Origin of the sequence: Enterobacter cloacae complex sp. S3, from assembly GCF_014930495.1 — a bacterium.
GTDB lineage: Bacteria > Pseudomonadota > Gammaproteobacteria > Enterobacterales > Enterobacteriaceae > Enterobacter > Enterobacter asburiae_B.
Window position 1 is genome coordinate 118910 of record NZ_JADBRD010000007.1, and the last position, 25082, is coordinate 143991.

The 25082-nt window shown below is 57.0% G+C and carries 25 protein-coding genes and 1 other RNA gene; 16 read left to right on the forward strand and 10 right to left on the reverse strand.

Annotated features, from left to right (window positions below; genetic code table 11):
* On the forward strand, nt 1-597 hold a 597-nt coding region (locus IM317_RS23865), incomplete at its 5' end, for an aromatic amino acid transport family protein (protein WP_305038644.1).
* Between the two features lie 63 nt (nt 598-660).
* On the opposite strand, the gene IM317_RS02645 is transcribed toward IM317_RS23865, so the two are convergent.
* The 3 genes from IM317_RS02645 to IM317_RS02655 all read right to left on the reverse strand — a co-directional run bounded on the left by IM317_RS02645 (nt 661) and on the right by IM317_RS02655 (nt 3628).
* Nucleotides 661-1668, reverse strand: a complete 1008-nt coding sequence (locus IM317_RS02645; protein WP_033146739.1) for an LLM class flavin-dependent oxidoreductase — start codon at nt 1666-1668, stop codon at nt 661-663.
* 78 nt (nt 1669-1746) lie between these two features.
* Complete coding sequence (locus IM317_RS02650; RefSeq protein ID WP_033146738.1) at nt 1747-2625, reverse strand: U32 family peptidase; 879 nt, start codon at nt 2623-2625, stop codon at nt 1747-1749.
* Nucleotides 2626-2632: 7 nt separating this feature from the next.
* Nucleotides 2633-3628 carry a peptidase U32 family protein gene (locus IM317_RS02655; protein ID WP_023309326.1) on the reverse strand — a complete coding sequence of 332 codons (996 nt, stop codon included), beginning with the start codon at nt 3626-3628 and terminating at the stop codon, nt 2633-2635.
* Between the two features lie 211 nt (nt 3629-3839).
* On the opposite strand from IM317_RS02655, the gene IM317_RS02660 reads away from it, so the two are divergent.
* Both IM317_RS02660 and IM317_RS02665 read left to right on the forward strand, forming a co-directional pair.
* A complete protein-coding gene (locus tag IM317_RS02660) occupies nt 3840-4364 on the forward strand; it encodes an SCP2 domain-containing protein (RefSeq protein ID WP_029739636.1) in 525 nt (174 codons plus the stop codon).
* Nucleotides 4358-4861 carry a GNAT family N-acetyltransferase gene (locus IM317_RS02665; RefSeq protein WP_023309324.1) on the forward strand — a complete coding sequence of 168 codons (504 nt, stop codon included), beginning with the start codon at nt 4358-4360 and terminating at the stop codon, nt 4859-4861. Before IM317_RS02660 ends, IM317_RS02665 begins: the two co-directional genes overlap by 7 nt.
* Here IM317_RS02665 and IM317_RS02670 read toward each other — a convergent pair.
* Nucleotides 4848-5177, reverse strand: a complete 330-nt coding sequence (locus IM317_RS02670) for a GIY-YIG nuclease family protein (RefSeq protein WP_023309323.1) — start codon at nt 5175-5177, stop codon at nt 4848-4850. The genes IM317_RS02665 and IM317_RS02670 overlap by 14 nt on opposite strands.
* A 14-nt stretch (nt 5178-5191) precedes the next feature.
* On the opposite strand from IM317_RS02670, the gene IM317_RS02675 reads away from it, so the two are divergent.
* On the forward strand, nt 5192-5626 hold the full coding sequence (locus tag IM317_RS02675) for a YhbP family protein (protein WP_033146737.1): 435 nt from the start codon (nt 5192-5194) through the stop codon (nt 5624-5626).
* Here the strand turns inward: IM317_RS02675 and IM317_RS02680 are convergent.
* Nucleotides 5606-6124 carry a type 1 glutamine amidotransferase domain-containing protein gene (locus IM317_RS02680; protein ID WP_023333577.1) on the reverse strand — a complete coding sequence of 173 codons (519 nt, stop codon included), beginning with the start codon at nt 6122-6124 and terminating at the stop codon, nt 5606-5608. The two genes, IM317_RS02675 and IM317_RS02680, sit on opposite strands and share 21 nt — an antisense overlap.
* 128 nt (nt 6125-6252) lie before the next feature.
* On the opposite strand from IM317_RS02680, the gene IM317_RS02685 reads away from it, so the two are divergent.
* Nucleotides 6253-6897, forward strand: coding sequence for an NAD(P)H-binding protein (locus IM317_RS02685; RefSeq protein ID WP_033146736.1), 645 nt, complete (start codon nt 6253-6255; stop codon nt 6895-6897).
* A 40-nt stretch (nt 6898-6937) separates the two neighbouring features.
* A complete protein-coding gene (locus tag IM317_RS02690; RefSeq protein ID WP_033146735.1) occupies nt 6938-7975 on the forward strand; it encodes a permease in 1038 nt (345 codons plus the stop codon).
* A 67-nt stretch (nt 7976-8042) separates the two neighbouring features.
* Here IM317_RS02690 and dolP read toward each other — a convergent pair whose 3' ends face one another.
* From dolP to IM317_RS02710, 4 genes are read right to left on the reverse strand one after another with little or no spacing between them, the layout of a single operon-like run.
* Entirely contained in the window at nt 8043-8618 is a 576-nt protein-coding gene (gene dolP / locus IM317_RS02695; RefSeq protein WP_029739641.1) for a division/outer membrane stress-associated lipid-binding lipoprotein, read from the reverse strand.
* Between the two features lie 9 nt (nt 8619-8627).
* Nucleotides 8628-9218 carry a DnaA initiator-associating protein DiaA gene (diaA, locus tag IM317_RS02700; protein ID WP_003861754.1) on the reverse strand — a complete coding sequence of 197 codons (591 nt, stop codon included), beginning with the start codon at nt 9216-9218 and terminating at the stop codon, nt 8628-8630.
* 21 nt (nt 9219-9239) lie between these two features.
* A complete protein-coding gene (locus IM317_RS02705; protein WP_028014533.1) occupies nt 9240-9635 on the reverse strand; it encodes a YraN family protein in 396 nt (131 codons plus the stop codon).
* Nucleotides 9593-11755 (reverse strand): penicillin-binding protein activator, encoded by a 2163-nt coding sequence (locus IM317_RS02710; RefSeq protein ID WP_033146734.1) that lies wholly within the window; start codon nt 11753-11755, stop codon nt 9593-9595. Before IM317_RS02710 ends, IM317_RS02705 begins: the two co-directional genes overlap by 43 nt.
* A 62-nt stretch (nt 11756-11817) precedes the next feature.
* Between IM317_RS02710 and rsmI the strand changes: the two genes are divergently transcribed.
* Entirely contained in the window at nt 11818-12681 is an 864-nt protein-coding gene (gene rsmI, locus IM317_RS02715; RefSeq protein WP_023309315.1) for a 16S rRNA (cytidine(1402)-2'-O)-methyltransferase, read from the forward strand.
* A 153-nt stretch (nt 12682-12834) separates the two neighbouring features.
* On the opposite strand, the gene garD is transcribed toward rsmI, so the two are convergent.
* Complete coding sequence (garD, locus tag IM317_RS02720; RefSeq protein WP_033146732.1) at nt 12835-14406, reverse strand: galactarate dehydratase; 1572 nt, start codon at nt 14404-14406, stop codon at nt 12835-12837.
* Between the two features lie 374 nt (nt 14407-14780).
* Between garD and garL the strand changes: the two genes are divergently transcribed.
* The 9 genes from garL to IM317_RS02765 all read left to right on the forward strand — a co-directional run bounded on the left by garL (nt 14781) and on the right by IM317_RS02765 (nt 25038).
* Complete coding sequence (garL, locus tag IM317_RS02725) at nt 14781-15551, forward strand: 2-dehydro-3-deoxyglucarate aldolase (protein ID WP_033146731.1); 771 nt, start codon at nt 14781-14783, stop codon at nt 15549-15551.
* A gap of 21 nt (nt 15552-15572) precedes the next feature.
* The gene (gene garR / locus IM317_RS02730) at nt 15573-16463 is read left to right on the forward strand and encodes a 2-hydroxy-3-oxopropionate reductase (protein WP_033146730.1); all 891 of its coding nucleotides are present in this window, start codon (nt 15573-15575) and stop codon (nt 16461-16463) included.
* A gap of 59 nt (nt 16464-16522) precedes the next feature.
* Nucleotides 16523-16899, forward strand: an RNA gene (rnpB, locus tag IM317_RS02735) — RNase P RNA component class A.
* A 676-nt stretch (nt 16900-17575) separates the two neighbouring features.
* Entirely contained in the window at nt 17576-18496 is a 921-nt protein-coding gene (gene tdcA / locus IM317_RS02740) for a transcriptional regulator TdcA (RefSeq protein WP_008501504.1), read from the forward strand.
* 100 nt (nt 18497-18596) lie between these two features.
* Nucleotides 18597-19586, forward strand: a complete 990-nt coding sequence (tdcB, locus tag IM317_RS02745) for a bifunctional threonine ammonia-lyase/L-serine ammonia-lyase TdcB (protein ID WP_033147079.1) — start codon at nt 18597-18599, stop codon at nt 19584-19586.
* A 9-nt stretch (nt 19587-19595) separates the two neighbouring features.
* The gene (gene tdcC / locus IM317_RS02750; RefSeq protein ID WP_033146729.1) at nt 19596-20927 is read left to right on the forward strand and encodes a threonine/serine transporter TdcC; all 1332 of its coding nucleotides are present in this window, start codon (nt 19596-19598) and stop codon (nt 20925-20927) included.
* Nucleotides 20928-20957: 30 nt separating this feature from the next.
* On the forward strand, nt 20958-22166 hold the full coding sequence (gene tdcD / locus IM317_RS02755; RefSeq protein ID WP_060568793.1) for a propionate kinase: 1209 nt from the start codon (nt 20958-20960) through the stop codon (nt 22164-22166).
* A gap of 15 nt (nt 22167-22181) precedes the next feature.
* Nucleotides 22182-24476, forward strand: a complete 2295-nt coding sequence (gene pflB, locus IM317_RS02760) for a formate C-acetyltransferase (RefSeq protein WP_033146728.1) — start codon at nt 22182-22184, stop codon at nt 24474-24476.
* Nucleotides 24477-24627: 151 nt separating this feature from the next.
* Nucleotides 24628-25038 (forward strand): Spy/CpxP family protein refolding chaperone, encoded by a 411-nt coding sequence (locus IM317_RS02765; RefSeq protein WP_033146727.1) that lies wholly within the window; start codon nt 24628-24630, stop codon nt 25036-25038.
* Nucleotides 25039-25082: the final 44 nt, after the last annotated feature.

Sequence of the window (25082 nt, forward strand, 5' to 3'; positions counted from 1 at the left end):
TACTACGGCAAAGATCCCCGCACCATTGTGAAGTGTCTGGTCTACGGCACGCTGCTGGCGCTGGGTCTGTATGTGATTTGGCTGCTGGGGACGATGGGCAACATCCCGCGTCCGGAATTTATCGGCATTGCCCAGAAGGGCGGTAACATCGACGTGCTGGTGCAGGCGCTGAGCGGCGTGCTGAACAGCCGCAGCCTGGATCTACTGCTGGTTATCTTCTCTAACTTTGCGGTGGCGAGCTCTTTCCTGGGCGTGACGCTGGGCCTGTTTGACTATCTGGCAGATCTGTTCGGCTTTGATGATTCTGCGATGGGGCGTTTAAAAACCGCGCTGCTGACCTTCCTGCCGCCGATTGTGGGCGGTCTGCTGTGGCCGAACGGCTTCCTGTACGCCATCGGCTATGCAGGGCTGGCGGCAACTATCTGGGCGGCAATTGTGCCGGCGCTGCTGGCGCGCAAATCACGTAAACGCTTCGGTAGCCCGAAATTCCGCGTCTGGGGCGGCAAGCCGATGATTGCGCTGATTCTGGTATTCGGCGTTGGTAACGCTCTGGTACACGTGCTGTCGAGTTTTAATCTGTTGCCCGTTTACCAGTAAAACGTGCGGTTTGAACCCCTCACGCCGGCCCTCTCCCATAGGGAGAGGGAGAAAAGCAAAAAACTACCCCACCAGTTCCTCTTTCACCTGCATCGCCAGTTCAAACGAATGCAAACGCGCCTGGTGATCGAAAATCTGGCCGTTAACCATAATCTCATCCGCCTGCGTTTCGCGCAGCACCGCGTCCAGCCCGTGGCGCACTTTCGATTTATCGCCTACCAGCGACATGCTCAGCGCCTGCTGTACGCCATACTGCTCGGAGGCGGACCACAGTTGATGCATATTCTCCACCGGCGGCGGAAGCTGGCCCGTCTCACCGCGACGCAGCTTTACAAACGCCTGCTGCATTGAGGTAAACAGGAATTCCGCGTCGCGATTGCTGTCGGCGGCAATGATGTTAATGCACACCATCGCGTACGGCTTCTCAAGACGCTCGGACGGTTTGAAGTTCTTGCGGTAAAGATGCAGCGCCTGATGCAGCATATCCGGCGCGAAGTGCGAGGCAAACGCAAACGGCAGCCCAAGCTGCGCGGCGAGCTGTGCGCTGTAGAGGCTTGATCCCAAAAGCCACACCGGGATCTTCTCACCGTAGCCCGGCACCGGGCGCACGTGCGGGTTCGGATCGCGCGCGTCGAACCAGTCCACCAGCTCGGCCACGTCGCGCGGGAAGTTGTCGATATCGCCGCTCATATGGCGGCGCAGGGCGCGCATCGTTGGCTGGTCGCTGCCGGGTGCACGACCAAGACCCAAATCAATACGCCCAGGATAGAGGGTATTCAGGGTGCCAAACTGCTCGGCAATCACCAGCGGGGCGTGGTTTGGCAGCATTACGCCACCGGAGCCCAGGTGCAGGGTGGTGGTATTTGCTGCCAGATAGCCAATCAGTACCGAGGTCGCGGCGCTGGCGATGCCCACCATGTTGTGGTGTTCGGCCAGCCAGTAGCGGTGATAGCCACGCTTTTCGGCCAGCTGAGCGAGATCGAGAGAGTGCGAAAAGGCTTCTCTTGCCGAGGAGCCTTGTGGGATCGGCGCTAGATCCAGCACCGAAAACGGAATGGTTTTGTCAGTCATAACAGCTCACTTTGTCGACGGTCAATCTTTAATACTGCATTAAATAATGATAACCGTTGTTAACAAAGTGAGCCTTTTTTACGCCTGCAGCTCCAGCCCGGCGAGCCGTCTCCAGTAGCCGTTGCAGTCGCTGTTTGCCGTCAGCGGCAGCGGCGCGGCGCCGTCTTCATTGGCGCGGAAGGCGTCCAGCATCGCGAACACGCCGGTATCCAGCGGCGACAGACGAACCATATCCACCAGCCCGTCCATCGACGCCAGCTCGTTGCCGAGGTTATAGACATAGCCGCTCATGGTCTGAATACCGTTGAGGACAAACACCTGCTGATTCTCCTGCGACAGCATGCTGCGTCCGTTCGGGTACTTGATGCAGCAGGTTTCGCATTCGTCTTTCGGGCGGTCTTCCGAGCGCGCGGTGAAGCAGCGGGCGGAGTAGGCCAGCGGCAGATGGCCGTAGCTCAGCACTTCCACTTCAAACTGATTGCGAATGCCCAGCTCGTCGCACTGGTTAAGCAGGTTTGCCAGCCAGTCGCGCGAGAGTTCCACCGGCATGCACCAGCGCGTCATTCCCTGTTTGAGCAACAGGCGCAGGGTGACGGCGTTGTAGCAGTTCAGGGCATGACCCGCGACGAACGGCAGCCTGCGTTCAGCGCACATGTTCACCACGCCTAGATCGCTCGCTTCCAGCAGGAACTCGCCGTTTTCAACGTAGCGCTTCAGCTCGCCCAGTTCGGACGACGCCTGCACCAGCGCGAGCGTGGAGAGCACCACCTGCTTGCCGCTGCCGGCAAGTCCTTTCGCCATATCCAGCCAGTCGCCCACTTTTGTGGCGCGGCGCTTGCTGCACACCGCTTCGCCGAGGTAAATCACGTCGGCGCTGCTGGTCGCGGCCTGTTGGTAAAAATCTTCCAGCGTCTCTTTTGGCCAGTAGTAGAGCACCGGTCCTAATGAATATTTCATGATTTTCTCACTGCCATTTACGGTGATACGCGCCCAGAGTGGTTTGCGTGCCTTCGGACATCGAACCAAGCGTTTCCATCCAGGCCTGCTGTGGAGCGTAGTTCTGCGGGTCCGCCATGCAGCGGTCGATGGCCTGACGCCACACTTTCGCTACCTGGCTCACGTAGGCCGGACTGCGCTGACGACCTTCGATTTTCACCGAGGCAATATTGGCCGCCAGCAGTTCCGGCAGCAGCTCCAGCGTGTTAAGGCTGGTCGGCTCCTCCAGCGCGTGATAGCGCTCGCCGTCGACCAGATAGCGGCCTTTACACAGGGTGGGATAACCGGCGTTTTCCCCGTCCTGGTAGCGGTCAATCAGCACCTCATTCAGGCGAGACTCCAGCCCCTGCGGGGTCTGCTGCCAGCGAACAAAGCGGGCAGGGGAACAGGCCCCGACGGTATTCGGCGATTCTCCGGTTAAATAAGAGGAAAGATAGCAGCGGCCTTCGGCCATGATGCACAGGCTGCCAAAGGCAAAAACTTCCAGCGGCACTGGCGTGACGCGCGCGAGTTGCTTAACCTGATGAATAGAGAGCACGCGCGGCAGCACCACGCGGGCCACGTCAAAGTGTTGATGGTAAAAACGCACCGCCTCTTCGTTGGTGGCAGATGCCTGAACAGAGACGTGGCGCTCAATATGGGGATAGCGTTCTGCCGCATACTCAAGCATGGCGAGGTCGGCCAGGATCAGCGCATCGGCACCCAGCTGTGCCGCCATATCCACCGCGCGCTGCCAGCGGGCGTAGCCGTCAGGATGAGCAAAGGTATTGATGGCGATATGCAGCTTGCGGCGGTGCTGGTGAACGAAGTTAACGGCTTCCTGAAGCTTTTTCTCCGTAAAGTTGAGGCCAGCAAAATGGCGGGCGTTGGTGTCATCTTTCAGCCCGATATAGACCGCATCGGCCCCATTTTCGATGGCCGCCTTAAGCGCCGGAAGATTTCCGGCAGGGCAGAGCAGCTCCATAATTTATCCTGATGTAGTCGATCGCAAAATTGTTAACGAGCTGGGATTTTAATTAACCCATACGCGACAATTTTTGATTTAAGGCAGCTAATGGCGTATTGATGACACCAATAATGAGGTACGGCTGACGACGGTTTGTTGATTTACGCCGCTATGTTGCGCTTCGGATATGGCAAAATAGCAGGACTATAGATATCAGGGAGTAAAGCTCGTGCTGGATAAACTGCGTTCACGTCTCGTACAATTTGGACCATCAATGCTGAGCGTGCCGGTCAAGCTGGCGCCGTTCGCGCTAAAACGCCAGGTGCTGGAGCAGGTCCTGAGTTGGCAGTTCCGCCAGGCGCTGCAGGACGGCGAGCTGGAATTCCTTGAAGGTCGCTGGTTAAGCATTGAGGTGCGTGACATCGGGCTGCGCTGGTTTACCTCCGTTGAGAATGACCAGCTGATCGTACGCGAATCCGCCGACGCGGATGTGAGCTTTAGCGCCAACGCCAGCGATCTGCTGATGATCGCCGCGCGCAAGCAGGATCCGGATACGCTCTTCTTCCAGCGCCGTCTGGTAATTGAAGGCGACACGGAGCTGGGCCTGTACGTGAAGAATTTAATGGATGCCATTGAGCTGGAGCAGATGCCGAAAGCGCTGCGCGTGATGTTAATGCAAATGGCAGATTTCGTTGAGGCCGGGCTGAAAACCCCGCCGGACGGTAAACACACTTCAGTAGGTGAGCCATGCTGATTCGAGTCGAAATTGGGATTGATGCGCCGGGGATCGATGCGTTGTTACGCCGCGCCTTTGCGAGCGATGCCGAAGCCCAACTGGTCCACGACCTCCGCGAAGACGGCCTGATTACGCTGGGGCTGGTTGCCACCGATGACGAAGGTCAGGTGGTGGGCTATGTTGCCTTCAGTCCGGTCATCGTCCAGGGCGAAGAGCTGCAGTGGGTAGGCATGGCGCCGCTGGCGGTAGATGAAAGCTATCGCGGGCAAGGTCTGGCGCGCCAGCTGGTCTATGAAGGGCTGGACTCGCTCAACGAGTTTGGCTATGCCGCCGTGGTCACGCTGGGCGATCCGGCGTTCTATGGCCGTTTAGGCTTTGAGCAGGCCGCGCATTACGATCTGCGCTGTCGCTGGCCGGGTACGGAATCTGCTTTCCAGGTCCATCGACTGGCGGACGACGCGCTCAACGGCGTCAATGGCCTGGTCGAGTATCACGACCATTTCAATCGCTTTTAATCAGGCTCTCGCGCAGCGCCTCAAAGGAGCCGTCTCCGGTCACGAGGCGCTCTTTCTGGCGCTTCGTCAGCTGCTTGATGCGGTATTCCAGCCTGAGCGCCAGCGATCGGTCGCCGACGGCCGCTGAGAAGGCGAGCTGTAATTCCCCTTTCCCCCGCAGCGCTTTTGCCCCTTTCCCCGTTTGATGTTGTAAAAAACGCCGCGCCACATCGGTGGTGATCCCGGTGTAGAGGGCGTTATCAGCGGTTCGGACAAGATAGAGAAACCAGCACACGGTAAACGGATTCAGTATGTTAAGGTGAACGCACCATAGCATGAGAGAGAACGAAAATGGAAACACTGGCCGCCATTAACCGCTGGCTGGCGAAGCAGCATGTTGTCACCTGGTGCGTCTGTGACGAGGGTGAAATGTGGTGCGCAAATGCGTTTTACTACTATGACCCTGCGCGCGTGGCTTTTTATGTCATGAGTGAAGACAAAACGCGTCATGCGCAGATGACCGGCCAGCAGGCAAAGGTGGCAGGCACGGTAAACGGCCAGCCGAAAACGGTCGCGCTGATCCGCGGCGTGCAGTTTAAAGGGGAGATCCGTCGTCTGGATGGTGAAGAGAGCGACGCGCGCCGTAAGCTCTACACGCGCCGCTTTCCCGTTGCCGCTGCGCTAAAAGCCCCGGTGTGGGAAATCCGCCTCGATGAGCTGAAATTTACCGACAACACCTTGGGCTTTGGCAAGAAGCTGCACTGGTTACGCGCCGAGCAGGCGTAGCGCTTCGCGGTTAAACGCCGGGAGATCGTCCGGGGTTCGGCTGGTGATCAGCTGGTCTTTGTCGTTGACCACCTCCTGATCGTAAAACTCGGCCCCCGCGTTTTTCAGATCGATAACGATCGGTTTCACGGCGGTAAGCTTTCGCCCGCGGACCACTTCTGCGCTGATGAGCAGCTGCGGGCCGTGACAGATGGCAAAGACCGGTTTGCCGGTCGAGACAAAGTCTCGGGTGAAGGTCACGAAGCGCTCGTCCCCGCGCAGGGAATCCGGGGAATGGCCGCCGGGTAACAGCAGAGCGTCGAAATCTGAGGGGCTAACGTTATCGATGGTTTCATCGATGGTCACGGTCGCTTCGCCCTTATGGCCTGTCACCGTTTTGCCTGCCTCTTTCTCAATGGTGATGACCTCATGTCCCGCCTTGCGGAACGCCTCTGCTGGAGAGGTGAATTCTGAATCTTCAAACTCGTCGGTAATCAAGACTGCGATTTTCTTGCCCATGCTTCCTCCGTTGTTTTGGCTTCAGACTGATTTTTCTCCGCTTGTGGTAAATACTTACCTGTAACAGACTTCTAAGTGTGGTCGACGACGCTGAGTTCGCAAACGGACAATTCTGTAAAGGGGAAAAGATGAGTCAGGTATTGATTACGGGTGCTACCGGGTTAGTGGGCGATCATCTGCTGCGGCTGCTGATTCAGGATCGCCGCGTGAACTATATCGCCGCCCCGACGCGTCGACCGCTGGCGGACTTATCCGGCGTCTTTAATCCGCACGATCCTCAGCTGACCGACGCGCTGGCGCAGGTGCAGGATCCCATTGATATCGCCTTTTGCTGTCTGGGCACCACGCGGCGGGAGGCGGGCAGCAAAGAGGCCTTTATCCACGCCGACTATACGCTGGTGGTGGATACCGCACTCACGGCGAAAAAGCTGGGCGCCAAACATTTTCTGGTGGTCAGCGCGCTGGGCGCCAGTGCCGGGTCGCCTTTCTTCTACAACAAGGTAAAGGGCAAGATGGAGGATGCGCTGATTGCGCAGAAATGGGAACAGCTGACGATAGTGCGCCCTTCGATGCTGATCGGCCACCGGGATGAACGCCGGTTTAACGAGTCGATATTTGCCCCGCTGTTTCGCATTCTTCCCGGCAACTGGAAATCCATCGAGGCGCGGGACGTCGCGCGCGCGATGCTAAAAGAGGGGCTGGCCCCGTCGAAAGCGGGCGTAAACATTATCCCTTCGGCAAAACTGCGTGAAATCGCGCAGGGCGAGGCGTAAACTCCCCCGGCTAATAATCTAATACTCTCCAGGGAATGCTATGACTGGTCAGTCTTCATCTCAGGCGGCAACACCTGTCCAATGGTGGAAGCCCGCACTCTTCTTTCTCGTGGTCATTGTTGGCCTCTGGTACGTGAAATGGCAGCCGTACTACGGCAAAGCCTTCACCGCCGCCGAAACGCACAGCATCGGTAAATCTATTCTCGCTCAGGCTGATTCCAGCCCGCTTCAGGCGGCGTGGGACTACGCCATGGTCTACTTCCTTGCCGTCTGGAAGGCCGCCGTTTTAGGCGTCATTCTGGGCTCGCTGATTCAGGTGCTTATCCCCCGTAACTGGCTGGTGAAAACCCTTGGGCAGCCGCGCTTTCAGGGCACGCTGCTGGGGACGATTTTCTCCCTGCCGGGCATGATGTGTTCCTGCTGCGCCGCGCCCGTGGCCGCAGGGATGCGCCGTCAGCGCGTGTCGATGGGCGGCGCGCTGGCGTTCTGGATGGGGAACCCGCTGCTCAACCCGGCGACGCTGGTGTTTATGGGCTTTGTGCTGGGCTGGCATTTCGCGTTCATCCGCCTGGTCGCCGGGCTGCTGACCGTGCTGGTGGTGGCGACGCTGGTGCAAAAACTGGTGAAGGATACTGCCGCAGAACCTTCAGCCGTCGAACTGGACGTCAGCGAGCCGCAGGGTGGCTTCTTTGCGCGCTGGGGCAGGGCGCTCTGGCAGCTTTTCTGGAGCACCATCCCGGTCTATATCCTGGCGGTACTGGTTCTGGGGGCGGCGCGCGTCTGGCTCTTCCCGCATGCGGATGGCGCTATCGACAACACGCTGATGTGGGTCATTGCGATGGCCGTTGCGGGCTGCCTGTTTGTGATCCCAACGGCGGCGGAAATCCCGATTGTTCAGACCATGATGCTGGCCGGTATGGGCACCGCGCCGGCGCTGGCGCTGCTGATTACGCTGCCGGCGATAAGCCTGCCGTCGCTTATCATGCTGCGTAAGTCGTTCCCGGCGAAAGCGCTGTGGCTGACCGCAGGACTGGTGGCGTTGAGCGGGGTGATTGTGGGCAGTATTGCGTTGATGTAAAAAAAGCCCGGTGGTGCTGGCGCTTACCGGGCCTACAAAAAAATCCCCTCAAGCGAGGGGATTTTTTTTATTTGATGTAAGTAAACGCGGTGGTGACGTGCTTCACGCCGCTCACACGGCTGGCGATATCCGCCGCCGCTTTCCCTTCACGGTCGGTCACCAGACCCAGCAGGAACACTTCGCCGTTTTCAGTCGTCACTTTCACGTTGGAGGATTTCACCTGGTCCGAGCCCAGCAGCTGGGAACGCACTTTGGTGGTGATCCAGGTATCGGAAGAGGCGTCACCCAGGCCAATTGGCTTGCCCTGGCGCACTTCGTTAAACACCTCTGTGGTCCCTTCGACGCCCATCGCAATCTGTTTCGCGCGAGAGGCGAGCTCCAGATTCGGCGCCTGGCCTGCCAGCAGCACTTTGCCCTGATAAGCCGTCACGTTGATACGCGCTTCTTTCTTGATTTGTTCGTCTTTCGACAGCGCACTGTTGACGCGCAGCTCCAGCGTACCGTCATCCACCTGTGTCCCCACGGTGCGTGGATCGGTTGCCGCTTTGGTGCCTACCGCGGCGGTACCCACAACGGCCGCAGCGATACATCCCTGAAGCAGTAATGCAGACATAAGGACTGCGAGGGTCGATAAAGCCTTCATAAGAACTCCTTAATCATCCTGGTGAGGGAAAAGCGTGTTATCGATCAAATCACATAAGCAGTTCACCGTGAGCATATGCATCTCCTGAATACGCGCGCTTCGGTGAGAAGGAATGCGGATTTCCACATCCTGCGGCCCAAGCAGACCCGCCAGCTCACCCCCGTCATAGCCGGTAAGGGCCACGATGGTCATGTCGCGGGTGACGGCGGCTTCAACGGCTTTGACAATGTCCCGGCTATTGCCGCGCGTGGAGATGGCCAGCAGCACATCTCCCGCATGACCCAGGGCTCGCACCTGCTTTGCGTAAATTTCGTCATGCAGACGATCGTTAGCAATCGCCGTTAAGACCACATTATCGGTATTAAGTGCAATGGCGGGTAAACTCGGGCGTTCTGTTTCAAAGCGATTGATCATGCTGGCAGCAAAATGCTGTGCGTTGGCGGCTGACGTGCCGTTGCCACAACAGAGGATTTTGTTGCCATTAAGCAGGGATTGCACCAGCGTCATTGCGGCACGCGAGATAGCATCCGGAAGGGCTTCCGCCGCGGCAATCTGAGTCTGGATGCTTTCTGTGAAGCACACTTTAATTCTTTCGAGCACGTTATCCCTTTTAAATCTTAATTATGCGTCTTCGCCAAAAGCGTTTTTAAGCCATTCGATCTCATTTCCGGTGAAGGCTATCACATCGAACCGGCAATCCACAGTATCAAAGCTCCCATTATGGCGGGCAAGCCACAAGTGGGCAGTCTGTAATAATTTATGTTGTTTGGCGAGCGTCACGCTGGCGGCAGCACCGCCAAAACGGGAGGACTGTCGAAAGCGGACTTCTACAAACACGATAACCTGACCGTCTTTCATGATCAGGTCGATTTCGCCGCCGCGCCCGCGGACGTTAGCGGCGATAAAGCGCAGTCCTTTGCCTTCAAGCCAGCGACGCGCCTTTAACTCCCACGCATCGCCGGTCTCTTTACGGCTTAACTGGCCGGGACGATTTGCCCCTGCTGGTATTTGAGCCATGATAACTTCCTGTTGATCACGCAGTCCTGAGTCGCGGTCAGATCGCCGGTGTTGCCGTTAAGCTCAAAGCCCGGCACCTGACGCATTTGGGTAAAGTGGTTCGCCAGCGCCCATGCATCGACACCCATCGCATACAGACGCGCCAGCGAATAATCGTTACGTACGGTACTCAGCGCCTGCTGCATCAGTGCCGGGTTGCTGCCTGCCAGCATCGGGATTTCGCTGTACTGCAGACCGTCCATTTCCAGACGGAAATCCGGGCCTGCGGTGCCCTGCGCGCTACGTGAGCTGGCGTAAAGCGTTGCGCCGCTCTGGCTGCCGTTACGCATCGCGATCATCGGTTTGATAAAGGCGATCTCCTGCGGCGTGGCAACGATATAGGCCGCATCCACTTTACCGCCACCGCTAATCTGCGCGTCGGTAGGCGGGGCAGGGATCGTCAGGCCGCCAATCGTCACGCCCTGCTGCTGCGGCAGGCTCGCGGTGACAGGGCTGCCGTTGAGCGCGATACCCGCTCCACCGTTTACGCCCGCGCGCAGTTCAGAGACGGAACCAAATTTCTGCTGCAACACCACGCCGCCGCCGAGCTTCTGCCACTCATCGGCAAAAGCATTGGCCACGCGATCGCCCAGCGCGCTGCGTGGGATGAGCAGCAGCGGAGCCTGCTTACCCTGCTCGTGAATATGGCGCGCCGCATCGCGGGCTTCATCTTCAGGGGAAAGCGCAAAGTAGCAAATATTGGCCCGGTTCTGAACCTGCTCAGGCTGGTTGAGCGCCAGCACGTTCAGCGTGGTATTGCTCTTCATCAGCTCTTCCACGTTGTTTTTCAGCAGCGGACCGACAACGATGCTGGCCCCGTCCTGCTGAACCTGCGCCAGAACCTGGTCAAGCGGCTGCGAGCTGGTGTCGTAAATTTTCACCTCAGCGCCCGGGTTGGCGCTGGTGGTTGCCACGGTCTGCGGCTGCGCAGCAGGCTGGGCCGCGGGTTGTGCAGGCTGCTGTTGAGGCTGTTCTGCTGTCGCTTCAGGTGCTGGTGCCACTTGCGTCTCGGCCGGAGCCTGAGTAGCTGGGGCTGCCGCAGCAGGTGCTGCTGTAGCCGGAGGCGTCGTCGGGGCCGTCACCGGGTTTTGCATCGTACCCTGCGCCGGCGCTTGCGCCGTGGTCAGATCGCTGGTCTCCGCTGCGGAAGGGCTGACCACATCATTCACGTTAGCCGCCTGGGCCGCCTGCGCGGGAACCGCGCTGCCGGTTACCGAAGTGGTACCGTTTTTCGCGGCTTCAAAGCCCTGCTGAATGGTACGGCCAAACACCGCCGCCTGGCCGTTGAGCGGCAGAAGCAGGGCGATTTTGCTGGTGGACGCTGGCTTAAAGTTCTGCACGTTTACCAGCTGGGTTGGCAGCATTTTCGCCCCCGGGTTTTGCGGGTAGCGCGTCTGCCAGTCCGTAATACCGGCTTTCAGCATCTTTGGATCGCTGCGGTTGTTAAACCACATCTGCTGCAGATCCAACCAGCCCTGAAGGACGTTTTCATCGGCGTTGATGACCAGCGCCTGCGCCTGTTCCTGGGTCATCGAGGCAAGCGCTTGCCAGGTGGCATCAATATTTTTTTGCTTATCGGCACCGCCGAGCAGCGGCTCTTGCGCGACGAGGGCGCGGAGCAGCGTGAGAGAAGGACGTCCCTGCTCAGCGGTAATGCCCGCCTGCCAGAAGCGAGCCTGCTGATTTTTATCCAGCGCGCTCACGTCAATGTCACCGAGGGTCTTCTTCGCGGCGGCGTAATCTTTCAGCGCGACCTTCTGCTCGGCAGAGAGCAGGCTCTGCTCACGACGCTGGGCGTCGTTAAGATCTTTTGGCAACTGGTTAAACAGTTCGGCTGCCTGCTGGGTTTTACCCTCTTTCAGCAGTGCACGAATGGCGAGTAATTGCCAGTTGGTCTTGGTATCATTTGAACTCTGCGACATTTGTTGCAGATAAAAGCCAGAATCAGCCTGAGCAGATCCCTGAAGATGGGCGGTGCTCTGGTCAGGTGCCTGGGTGCCACAGCCTGCAAAGATCAGGGCTGCCAGCAGAAGCGGCACGCTGCGCGTGGCTTTTTTTCGAAGAAACGTTAACGGTACCATACTGTATCCAGTGATTTTTTTTACGCAATGCTCAATATTAAATCGGCAATACGGACGAAACAATGAAACAACACGAAACGGCAGATAATTCTCAAGGCCAGCTTTATATTGTACCTACTCCTATCGGGAATTTGTCTGATATTACCCAACGTGCGCTCACCGTACTGCAAGCTGTTGATTTAATTGCTGCTGAAGATACCCGCCACACCGGCCTGCTGCTGCAACATTTCGCGATTAACGCCCGTCTGTTTGCTCTGCACGATCACAATGAGCAACAAAAAGCCGAAACGCTGGTGGCGAAGCTGAAAGAGGGGCAGAACATTGCCCTGGTCTCCGACGCCGGTACGCCGCTGATCAACGATCCCGGCTATCACCTGGTGCGTACCTGTCGTGAAGCCGGTATTCGCGTTGTGCCGCTGCCGGGGCCGTGTGCCGCCATTGCTGCGCTGAGTGCCGCGGGTCTGCCGTCTGACCGTTTCTGCTATGAAGGCTTCCTGCCTGCCAAATCCAAAGGCCGTCGCGACGTTTTAAAAGATCTGGAAGCGGAACCGCGCACCCTGATTTTCTACGAATCCACGCACCGCCTGCTGGAGAGCCTGGAAGATATGGTGACCGTCTGGGGAGAAGCCCGCTACGTGGTGCTGGCGCGCGAGCTGACCAAAACCTGGGAAACGATCCACGGCGCGCCGGTGGGTGAACTGCTGGCGTGGGTGAAGGAAGACGAAAACCGCCGCAAGGGTGAAATGGTGCTGATTGTCGAAGGGCATAAGGCGCAGGAAGACGCGCTCCCTGCCGATGCGCTGCGCACGCTGGCGCTGCTGCAGGCGGAACTACCGCTGAAGAAGGCCGCTGCGCTGGCGGCGGAGATTCACGGCGTGAAGAAAAATGCGCTGTACAAGCATGCGCTGGAGCAGCAGGGGGAGTAAGCCCCTGCCGCCTGTTTTGCCGGGTGGCGGCTGAGCCTAACCCGGCCTGCAGATCGTTATGCGTCATTTAGCCAACAGGTATCGCCTCAACCTGGAAGGTTTGCGGCGTGTCCGGCGGGTTACCTAAATGCGGGATAGATGTGGTGCGAAAAATCACGTCACCGGTGCCGGGTTAAACACCGCCAGCTGATTATGCAGCCCCCACTGGTCGGAGAAGGTTTTCTTCCGCCCGCTTGCGACATCCAGAATGAAGTGGAACAGTTTCCAGCCCACGTCCTCAATGCTCTCTTCTCCGGTGGCGATGGTGCCCGCGTTGATGTCCATTAAGTCATACCAGCGGTTTGCCAGCTCGGTACGGGTCGCCATCTTGATCACCGGCACCGCCATCAGGCCGTACGGCGTGCCGCGCCCGGTGGTAAAGACCTGTACCGTAATGCCGGACGCCACCTGCTGCGTGCCGCAGACGAAATCGCTGGCCGGCGTTGCCGCGTAGATCAGGCCGCGTTTGGTCGGGCGCTGGCCCGGAGAGAGCACTTCCACAATCGCGCTCTGGCCGGATTTGGCAATCGAACCAAGGGCTTTTTCCACCACGTTCGCGAGGCCGCCTTTTTTGTTCCCCGGAGACGGGTTGGCGCTGCGGTCGGTTTTGCCCATATCGAGATAGCTATCGTACCAGGCCATTTCCTCAAGCAGGCGCTTGCCGACCTCTTCATTAACGGTGCGTGGCGTGAGCAGATGGATGGCGTCACGCACTTCGGTCACCTCGGAGAACATCACCGTGGCGCCGCAGCGAACAAGCAGATCGGACGCATAGCCCACCGCCGGGTTGGCCGTCACGCCGGAGAAGGCATCGCTGCCGCCGCACTGTGTTCCCACTACCAAATCAGACGCCGGGCAGGTTTCGCGCTGGCGCTTGTTGAGCTTGTCCAGATGGCGTTCAGCCACCTGCAGGATATCGTCGACCATTGAGCGGAAACCCACGTGGCGTTCGTCCTGCAGGCGCACGATGCTGGCCTCGTCTGCCGGAATGGCTTTCACATCTTCGGTGCCCTGCAGCAGGCGCTCTGGCTGCAATTTTTCACACCCCAGACCAATTACCATCACCTCGCCGCCAAAGTTCGGGTTGAGGGCAATATTGTGAATGGTGCGGATCGGCACTACCGCAGCGGGTGCGTTAATCGCCACGCCGCAGCCGTAGAGGTGGTTCAGGCCCACCACGCCGTCGACGTTCGGGTATTTCGGCAGCAGATCGCGTTCGATGATTTTCACCACGTAATCCACTACGCCCGCCACGCAGTGCACGCTGGTGGTAATGCCGAGCAGATTCTTGGTGCCGACGCTGCCGTCCGCGTTGCGGTAGCCTTCGAAGGTATAGCCCTCCAGCGGAGGAAGCGGTTCCGGCACGCGGGTCGCCAGCGGAAGCGTGTTCAGCGGCGGCGCTTCCGGCAGCGCCACCAGCGACTCCTCAACCCAGCTGCCCTGCGGTATAGAGCGAACGGCATAGCCGATGACTTCACCGTAACGTACGATTTCGCTGTTAGCAGGGATATCCACCAGGGCGACTTTATGTCCCTGTGGAATATGCTCAATCAGTTCCAGCCCGTCCGGAAAGCGGGTGCCCGCTTTTAAGCCATTGTCGTTGACAATTATCGCCACATTATCGGTGTCGTGGACTTTTATATAAAACGCCGTCGGCGATGCCTGTCGAATTTCAATGTCGGCCATTGTTCAGTATTCTCCAGCAAAGTGTCTGATAATAAATTCAGCCAATTTTCTAATGGTAGAAATAAATACGCGGCTTTCAGAATTAAAGCATGTCAGCATAGGGGATATGAAAATGTGATCGCGATCGCTCCAGAACCGGTAATGCCTGATTCTGTGCATTAGCGCCCAGCGCCTTGTGCATATGCAAAAAAATTCTTTGAAATGTTATGCAATGCTTGAGCATTAAAACAATGTGCGGTCGTGGGTTGCGTTTTATACTGAATGACGATTTTATAACGCCAAAATACGTCAGAATAATAAATATAATGCTGGTGCGGTGTCTGAATAAATAAAATGATACTGAAAAAGGCTGCGGAATAAAAAAGGTAAATACGATGAGTAACGACATCTTCCCGAATAAATTTAAAGCGGCCCTCGCGGCACACCAGATTCAGATTGGCTGCTGGTCCGCGCTGGCAAACCCTATCAGCACCGAAGTGCTGGGCCTGGCCGGTTTTGACTGGCTGGTGCTGGACGGCGAACATGCGCCGAACGATATCAGCACCTTTATTCCGCAGCTGATGGCGCTGAAAGGCAGCCCCAGCGCCCCGATAGTGCGCGTGCCAACTAACGAGCCGGTAATTATCAAGCGCCTGCTGGATATCGGTTTCTACAACTTCCTGATCCCGTTTGTGGAGACGGAAGAACAAGCGGCCCTGGCCGTAGCCTCAACGCGCTATCCGCCAGAAGGGATCCGCGGCGTTTCCGTTTCGCATCGCGCCAATATGTTTGGCACCGTGCCGGACTACTTCGCGCAGTCCAATAACAACATCACTATTCTGGTTCAGATCGAGAGCCAGCAGGGCGTTGATAACGTTGACGCGATTGCAGCCACAAACGGCGTGGACGGTATCTTCGTCGGCCCGAGCGATCTGGCGGCCGCCTTTGGCCATCTGGGTAATGCCAGCCACCCTGACGTGCAGCGCGCGATCCAGCACATCTTTGCCCGCGCTAAAGCTCACGGCAAACCGTGCGGCATTCTGGCGCCGGTTGAGGCTGATGCCCGTCGCTATCTGGAGTGGGGAGCCACGTTTGTTGCCGTCGGCAGCGACCTCGGGGTCTTCCGCTCGGCCACGCAGAAATTAGCCGACGCTTTTAAAAAATAACCATCATTGAGGAAACAGATTATGACGCTGAAAGTGGGTTTTATTGGCCTGGGGATCATGGGTAAACCAATGAGTAAGAACCTCATCAAAGCGGGTTACTCACTGGTGGTATCCGATCACAATCCGCAGGCCGTGGCAGAGGTGATAGCGGCGGGCGCTGAAACGGCCACCACCGCGAAGGCCATTGCCGAGCAGTGCGATGTCATCATCACCATGCTGCCCAACTCCCCGCATGTTAAAGAGGTTGCGCTGGGTGAGAACGGCATTATCGACGGTGCGAAGCCGGGCCTGGTGTTGATTGATATGAGCTCTATTGCACCGCTCGCAAGCCGTGAAATCAGCGAGGCGTTAAAAGCGAAGAGCGTCGATATGCTGGATGCGCCGGTCAGCGGCGGTGAGCCGAAAGCGATCGACGGCACGCTGTCGGTGATGGTCGGCGGAGATAAAGCCGTTTTCGATAGATACTACGACCTGATGAAAGCCATGGCGGGCTCGGTGGTGCATACCGGGGACATCGGGGCGGGTAACGTGACCAAGCTGGCAAACCAGGTGATTGTGGCGCTGAACATTGCCGCCATGTCCGAAGCGCTGACGCTGGCAACCAAAGCGGGCGTTAATCCGGACCTGGTCTATCAGGCCATTCGCGGCGGTCTGGCGGGCAGTACCGTACTGGATGCCAAAGCGCCGATGGTGATGGATCGTAATTTCAAACCCGGTTTCCGCATCGACCTGCACATTAAAGATCTGGCGAACGCGCTGGATACGTCACACGGCGTAGGCGCGCAGCTGCCGCTGACCGCGGCGGTCATGGAGATGATGCAGGCGCTGCGTGCGGATGGCCTGGGCACGGCCGATCACAGCGCGATTGCGTGCTACTACGAAAAACTGGCGAAGGTGGAAGTGGCGCGTTAATCACGCCTTGCCCACACCTGAGGGTGACAGCGGCGCGCAAACCCTCTATACTGCGCGCCGAAGCTGACCAGACAGTCGCCGCTTCGTCGTCGTCCCTTTCGGGGGAGACGGGCGGAGGGGAGGAAAGTCCGGGCTCCATAGGGCAGGGTGCCAGGTAACGCCTGGGGGGGAAACCCACGACCAGTGCAACAGAGAGCAAACCGCCGATGGCCCGCGCAAGCGGGATCAGGTAAGGGTGAAAGGGTGCGGTAAGAGCGCACCGCGCGGCTGGTAACAGTCCGTGGCACGGTAAACTCCACCCGGAGCAAGGCCAAATAGGGGTTCACATGGTACGGCCCGTACTGAACCCGGGTAGGCTGCTTGAGCCAGTGAGCGATTGCTGGCCTAGATGAATGACTGTCCACGACAGAACCCGGCTTATCGGTCAGCTTCAACTTCTTAAAAAACCCCGCTTCGGCGGGGTTTTTGCTTTCCGGGTGCTGCTGGACGGGTAAGCGCAGCGCCGAACAAACGACATCAATTCTCATATTTGCGACATTAAGCACATTTCACTGCTTTTATACCTTTCGTATCGTTCCTGTACCTGTAGACGATCGCCATCACAAAATTTCGCGCTAAAAAACACACGATTTTTAGTATTGATAATTTGTTATGTTTGTTACCTATATGATCGAGAATCTTTTCTCGTTTGATATGCATATATTGAAATCAAATACATTTCTCCCGTGAATATGTGACGCATTCCACTCTTTTCCGCAAACCTGAAAATTCGCATCGGAAAAATTTAATAAACTGAAAGAATGTTTCAAACAAATAGCGGTTATTTATTGGTCTTTAATTGCCTGAAAGATCGTCTTTATTGATTTTTTTAACGCAGGAAAATTTATCAAGGTTATCGCCATAAAATAAATTTATTACTACTGATTTTATTGATCGATATCAGCGTAATGGTGTGGCCTTACTTATTCATCTTATTGATAATAAATATGTTTTTTGGTTGTCATTGTTCCTGTAAAACGTGCGGAAAAGCAAATTGTGAGTGACAGCACATACCCCCTTAAACACTATTAGGTAGAATTCGCTCCGTCATAGGGAAATAAGCGCAGAATATTATGAACACTATTATTCTACCGAAAACACAGCACCTCGTGGTATTTCAGGAAGTCATTAAAAGTGGCTCCATAGGTTCTGCAGCAAGACAGCTTGGCCTGACGCAACCCGCCGTCAGCAAAATCATCAGCGATATTGAGTCCTACTTCGGCGTGGAAGTGATGGTGCGTAAAAACACCGGCGTAAAACTCACCGCCGCGGGTCAGGTTCTGCTCTCGTACTCTGAGTCGATCACCCGCGAAATGAAAAACATGGTGAGTGAGATTAACAGCCTGAGCTTCAGTACCGTCATGGACGTCTCCTTTGGCTACCCGTCGCTGATCGGCTTTACCTTCCTGTCCGAGATGATCAAAAAATTCAAGGAAGTGTTCCCGAAAGCACGCGTCTCGATGTATGAAGCCCAGCTCTCCTCTTTCCTTCCGGCTATTCGCGACGGTCGTCTGGATTTCGCTATCGGCACGCTGAGTGATGAAATGCTGCTGCAGGATCTGCACGTCGAACCGCTGTTTGAGTCCGAGTTTGTGCTGGTCGCCAGCAAAACGCGAACGTGCACCGGCCCGACGACACTGGCATCGCTCACGCACGAGCAGTGGGTGATGCCGCAAACCGATATGGGCTACTACAAAGAACTTCTGACCACCCTGCAAGACAACCACATCAGCATCGAAAACATCGTCCAGACCGATTCCGTCGTCACCATTTATAACCTTGTCCTGAATGCCGATTATCTGACGGTGATTCCCCGCGACATGATTGCACCGTTCGGTTCTGATCAGTTTATTGTGTTGCCCGTAGAAGATGAATTACCCGTGGCGCGTTATGCCGCCGTGTGGTCAAAAAATTACAGGATTAAAAAATCGGCGTCAGTATTAGTTGAGCTGGCAAAACAGTATTCGTCGATGAATATCGAAAGACGACGATGAATAATGAGTAATCAATTTAAAAACACCCAGAGCTTATCTCTGTAACGCTCTGATACCCTGACTTTGCCCGAAAAGAATGAATTATTATAACGAGGATATTATGCATATTACCTACGATCTCCCGGTAACGATTGAAGATATTCAGGACGCCAGAAAACGACTGGCAGGAAAAATATATAAAACAGGTATGCCGCGCTCGAATTATCTTAGCGAACGCTGCAAGGGCGAAATATTCCTGAAGTTTGAGAACATGCAGCGTACCGGCTCGTTTAAGATCCGCGGCGCGTTTAACAAATTAAGCTCGCTGACCGACGCTGAAAAACGCAAAGGCGTTGTCGCCTGCTCCGCGGGAAACCACGCGCAGGGTGTGTCCCTCTCCTGCGCGATGCTTGGCATCGACGGCAAAGTGGTGATGCCTATGGGCGCGCCGAAGTCTAAAGTGGCCGCGACGCGGGACTACTCGGCGGAAGTTGTGCTGCACGGCGAGAACTTCAACGACACCATCGCTAAAGTCAGCGAAATCGTCGAGATGGAAGGGCGTATTTTTATTCCGCCGTACGATGACGCCAAAGTGATTGCCGGGCAGGGCACCATCGGTCTGGAAATTCTCGAAGATTTATACGATGTGGATAACGTTATTGTGCCTATCGGCGGCGGCGGTTTAATTGCCGGGATTGCGACGGCAATTAAATCCATTAACCCCACCATTAATATCATCGGCGTGCAGTCAGAAAATGTTCACGGCATGGCGGCATCGTATCAGGCCGGGGAAATAATCAGCCATCGCGTTAGTGGCACGCTGGCCGACGGCTGTGACGTTTCTCGCCCCGGTAATTTACCGTTCGAAATTGTTCGCGAGCTGGTTGATGACATTGTGCTGGTCAGCGAAGACAACATTCGTGACAGCATGATCGCGCTTATTCAGCGAAATAAAGTGGTGACGGAAGGTGCCGGCGCGCTGGCCTGCGCCGCGTTATTAAGCGGCAAGCTTGACCACTATATTCAGGGTCGTAAAACCGTCTGCATTATTTCCGGCGGCAATATCGATCTCTCCCGTGTTTCCCAAATTACCGGCTTCGTTGACGCATAAAGGTGACCTATGAGCAACACTGAAAGCATTATCGTTGGCCAGACAAAAACGTCCTCCTGGCGTAAGTCTGATACCACATGGACGCTCGGCCTGTTTGGTACCGCCATTGGCGCAGGCGTGCTGTTCTTCCCCATTCGCGCAGGCTTTGGTGGATTGATCCCTATCCTGCTGATGCTGGTTCTTGCGTTCCCGATTGCGTTTTACTGCCACCGCGCGCTGGCGCGTTTGTGCCTCTCCGGCAGCAACGTCTCCGGCAACATCACCGAAACGGTGGAAGAGCACTTTGGCAAAACCGGTGGGGTGGTGATCACCTTCCTCTACTTCTTCGCCATTTGCCCGCTGCTTTGGATTTACGGCGTCACCATTACCAACACCTTTATGACCTTCTGGGAAAACCAGCTCCAGCTGCCTGCGCTGAACCGCGGCGTGGTGGCGCTGTTCCTGCTGCTGCTGATGGCCTTTGTTATCTGGTTTGGTAAAGACCTGATGGTGAAGGTCATGAGCTTCCTGGTGTTCCCGTTTATCGCCAGCCTGGTGCTGATTTCCCTGTCGCTGATCCCTTACTGGAACTCGGCGGTGATCGACCAGGTCAACCTGAGCGATATCGCCTTTACCGGTCATGACGGCATTCTGGTCACGGTGTGGCTGGGTATCTCCATCATGGTCTTCTCCTTCAACTTCTCGCCTATCGTCTCCTCGTTTGTGGTCTCCAAGCGCGAAGAGTACGAGCCGGAGTTCGGGAAAGCGTTCACCGAGCAGAAATGTTCCAAAATCATCGGTCGCGCCAGCATGCTGATGGTGGCCGTGGTGATGTTCTTCGCCTTTAGCTGCCTGTTTACGCTCTCTCCGCAGAACATGGCGGACGCCAAGGCGCAGAACATTCCGGTGCTCTCCTACCTGGCGAACCACTTTGCGTCAATGTCAGGAACCAAATCGACGTTCGCAACGGTACTGGAATACGGTGCCTCCATCATCGCGCTGGTGGCTATCTTCAAATCCTTCTTCGGTCACTACCTGGGCACGCTGGAAGGGCTGAACGGCCTGATCCTCAAGTTCGGCTACAAGGGCGATAAGAAGAAAGTCTCCGTTGGCAAGCTGAACACCATCAGCATGGTGTTCATCATGGGCTCCACCTGGGTTGTGGCCTACGCCAACCCGAACATTCTGGACCTTATTGAAGCCATGGGCGCACCAATCATCGCCTCTCTGCTGTGCCTGCTGCCGATGTATGCCATCCGCAAAGCACCGGCGCTGGCGAAATACAAAGGGCGTACCGAGAACATCTTCGTTACCGCGGTCGGCCTGCTGACCATTCTGAATATCGTTTACAAACTGTTCTAACCCATTGCTCAGGAAGAGCGGAGTCACATGATGATTGAGTTTCCGGTTGTACTGGTTATTAACTGCGGATCGTCCTCTGTTAAGTTTTCGGTGCTCGACGCCAGCAGCTGCGATGCCCTGATGACGGGCATTGCAGACGGTATCAACACCGAGAAGGCCTTTATTTCCGTGAACGGGGGTGAGCCGGCCAGACTGGCTCACCAGGACTACGAAGGGGCGCTGGCTGCCATCGCCCTGGAGCTGGAGAAGCGTAACCTGATGAGCAGCGTGGCCTTAATTGGCCACCGCATTGCGCACGGGGGAAACCTCTTCAGCGAGTCGACCCTGATCACGGAAGAGGCGATCGCGCAGATCCGCCAGGTCTCCCCGCTGGCACCGCTGCATAACTACGCCAACCTGAGCGGCGTGGAAGCGGCAGAGCGCCTGTTCCCGGGCGTGCAGCAGGTCGCGGTATTTGATACCAGCTTCCACCAGACGCTGCCGCCGCAGGCGTATCTGTACGGATTGCCGTACCGCTATTTTGAAGAGCTGGGCGTGCGCCGCTACGGCTTCCACGGCACCTCTCACCGCTACGTGGCCGCGCAGGCGCATACGCTTCTCGGGCTGTCCCGCGACGACAGCGGCCTGGTGATTGCCCATCTCGGCAACGGGGCGTCCATCTGCGCGGTGCGCAACGGCGAAAGCGTCGACACCTCGATGGGGATGACGCCGCTGGAAGGGCTGGTGATGGGGACGCGCTGCGGCGATGTGGACTTCGGCGCGATGGCGTGGATTGCCCAGCAGACCGGCCAGTCGTTTGAGGATCTGGAGCGCGTGGTTAATAAAGAGTCCGGGCTGCTGGGGATCTCCGGCATCTCCTCCGATTTACGTGCGCTGGAGAAAGCCTGGCACGAAGGCAACGAGCGGGCGCAGCTGGCTATCCATACCTTCGTGCACCGCATTGCGCGACATATTGCCGGCCACGCGGCGTCGCTGCACCGCCTGGATGGGGTGATCTTTACCGGTGGCATTGGCGAAAACTCGAAGCTTGTCCGCGCGCTGGTGGCGGAACATCTGAAAGTCTTCGGCATCATCCTCGACGACGCCAAAAATGCCCTGCCGGGGAGCGCGGGAGAGCGCGTGATCTCCACCGAATCGTCCCGCGTGGCCTGCGCGGTTATCCCTACCAACGAAGAAAAAATGATCGCGCTGGACGCCCTCCGTCTTGGAAAGGTTACCCCGGCCGCGGCTTACGCCTGATAAAGCGAGAATCACATGAAAGTAACAATCGATACGGGCGTCGCGCCCTACAGCGACGCATGGGCCGGGTTTCGCGGTGAAGAATGGAAAAACGCCGTCAACGTCCGCGATTTTATTCAGCATAACTACACCCCTTATGAAGGCGATGAAGCTTTCCTCGCGCAGGCGACGCCAGCAACGACGGCGCTGTGGCAGAAGGTAATGGTCGGCATTCGCCAGGAGAACGCCACCCACGCCCCGGTGGATTTTGATACCAACATCGCCACCACCATTACGGCCCACGGGCCGGGCTATATCGACCAGGATCTGGAGACGATCGTCGGCCTGCAAACCGATATGCCGCTCAAGCGCGCGCTGCACCCGTATGGCGGGATCAACATGATCCGCAGCTCGTTCGAAGCCTATGGCCGGGAGATGGATCCGCAGTTCGAATACCTGTTTACCGACCTGCGCAAAACCCACAACCAGGGCGTGTTTGACGTCTATTCGCCGGAGATGATGCGCTGCCGTAAATCCGGCGTGCTGACCGGCTTGCCGGACGGCTACGGGCGCGGACGCATCATCGGTGACTATCGCCGCGTGGCGCTATACGGGATCGCTTATCTGGTGCGCGAGCGCGAACTGCAGTTTGCCGATCTGCAGGGCAGGCTGGAACGCGGTGAAGATCTGGAGGCGACGATCCGCCTGCGTGAAGAGCTGGCGGAGCACAGGCGCGCGCTGCTGCAGATCCAGCAGATGGCGGCGAACTATGGCTTTGATATTTCACGTCCGGCGATGAACGCCCAGGAAGCGGTGCAGTGGGTCTATTTTGCCTATCTTGCAGCGGTGAAATCCCAGAACGGCGGGGCGATGTCGCTGGGGCGCACGGCCTCGTTCCTCGATATCTACATTGAACGCGACATGCAGGCAGGAAGGCTGAATGAAGTCCAGGCGCAGGAACTGATCGACCACTTCATCATGAAGATCCGCATGGTGCGCTTCCTGCGCACGCCGGAGTTCGACACGCTCTTCTCCGGCGATCCGATCTGGGCGACGGAAGTGATCGGCGGCATGGGGCTGGACGGGCGCACGCTGGTGACCAAAAACAGCTTCCGCTATCTGCATACCCTGCACACCATGGGGCCTGCGCCAGAGCCGAACCTGACGATCCTCTGGTCTGAACAACTGCCGATCGCGTTCAAGAAATACGCCGCTCAGGTGTCGATCGTCACCTCTTCGCTGCAGTATGAAAACGACGATCTAATGCGTGCGGACTTCAACAGCGACGACTACGCCATTGCCTGCTGCGTCAGCCCGATGGTGATCGGCAAGCAGATGCAGTTCTTTGGCGCGCGCGCCAACCTCGCCAAAACGCTGCTGTACGCGATCAACGGCGGGGTGGACGAGAAGCTGAAGATCCAGGTCGGCCCGAAAACCGAGCCGCTGCTGGACGACGTGCTGAATTACGATACCGTGATGGCGAGCCTCGACCACTTTATGGACTGGCTGGCGGTGCAGTACATCAGCGCCCTGAACCTCATTCACTACATGCATGATAAGTACAGCTACGAAGCCTCGCTGATGGCGCTGCACGACCGCGACGTCTATCGCACCATGGCCTGCGGCATTGCCGGGCTGTCGGTGGCGGCGGATTCCCTGTCGGCCATTAAATACGCCACGGTGAAGCCGGTGCGCGACCACACCGGTCTGGCGGTCGATTTCGTGATTGAAGGGGACTATCCGCAGTACGGCAACAACGACGACCGCGTGGACAGCATCGCCTGCGACCTGGTGGAGCGCTTTATGAAGAAAATTCAGGCGCTGCCAACCTACCGCAACGCGGTGCCAACCCAGTCGATCCTGACTATCACCTCCAACGTGGTTTACGGCCAGAAGACCGGGAACACGCCGGACGGACGCCGCGGCGGCACGCCGTTTGCGCCTGGCGCGAACCCGATGCACGGCCGCGACAGAAAAGGGGCCGTGGCCTCGCTAACGTCGGTGGCCAAGCTGCCGTTCACCTACGCGAAAGACGGGATCTCCTACACCTTCTCCATCGTGCCGCAGGCGCTGGGCAAGGACGAGCTGGTGCGCAAAACCAACCTGGTGGGGCTGCTGGACGGGTACTTCCATCACGAAGCGTCCATTGAGGGCGGGCAGCATCTGAACGTCAACGTCATGAACCGGGAAATGCTCCTCGATGCCATCGCGCATCCCGAGAATTACCCGAACCTGACGATCCGCGTTTCAGGCTATGCGGTGCGTTTTAACGCCCTGACGCGCGAGCAGCAGCAGGATGTGATTTCGAGGACGTTTACGCAATCTATCTGACGACATTCAGGTCTCATGCCCCCTCACCCTGGGGGCATTTTTTTGCCCGCTAAACATACAAAATTGTTTATATAATTACTCACACATATTCATCCGCTCTTGAAAAACAATACGCCTGCTTTTCCCTATCACAGCATGTAAGGACAGTAAGATGATGAAAATGACCCGTATTGCGCTGGTCGCCGCCTCGCTGGCAGCGTGCAGTTTTACGGCACAGGCCGCGAACGTTGAGGCTGCCCCGTCTCCCTCGCAGGATCCGCTGGTACAGCACCTGAAGCTCAGCAATGAGCAGGTTAAAAAGATTGAAGATCTGCATAAGCAGCTGGAACAAAATGTCAGCAAGATCCCGATGACGGGGGTGAAGGACGGCGCGCTGATCGACATGTTCCAGGCGGGTAAATGGGACGAAAGCACGGTGAAAAGCCAGCTTGCTGCCTTTAGCAAAATTGAAGAGCAGACCCGCTATTACCGCGTGAAATATTACTTCGACGTCAGCCAGGTGTTGACGCCGGAACAGCGTAAGCAGATTAGAACCGATATGGCTAACGCGCTGGCAGAGTGATTTCTTACGGCTCCGGATGATTCTGCCGTGGCTCGATCGGTTCC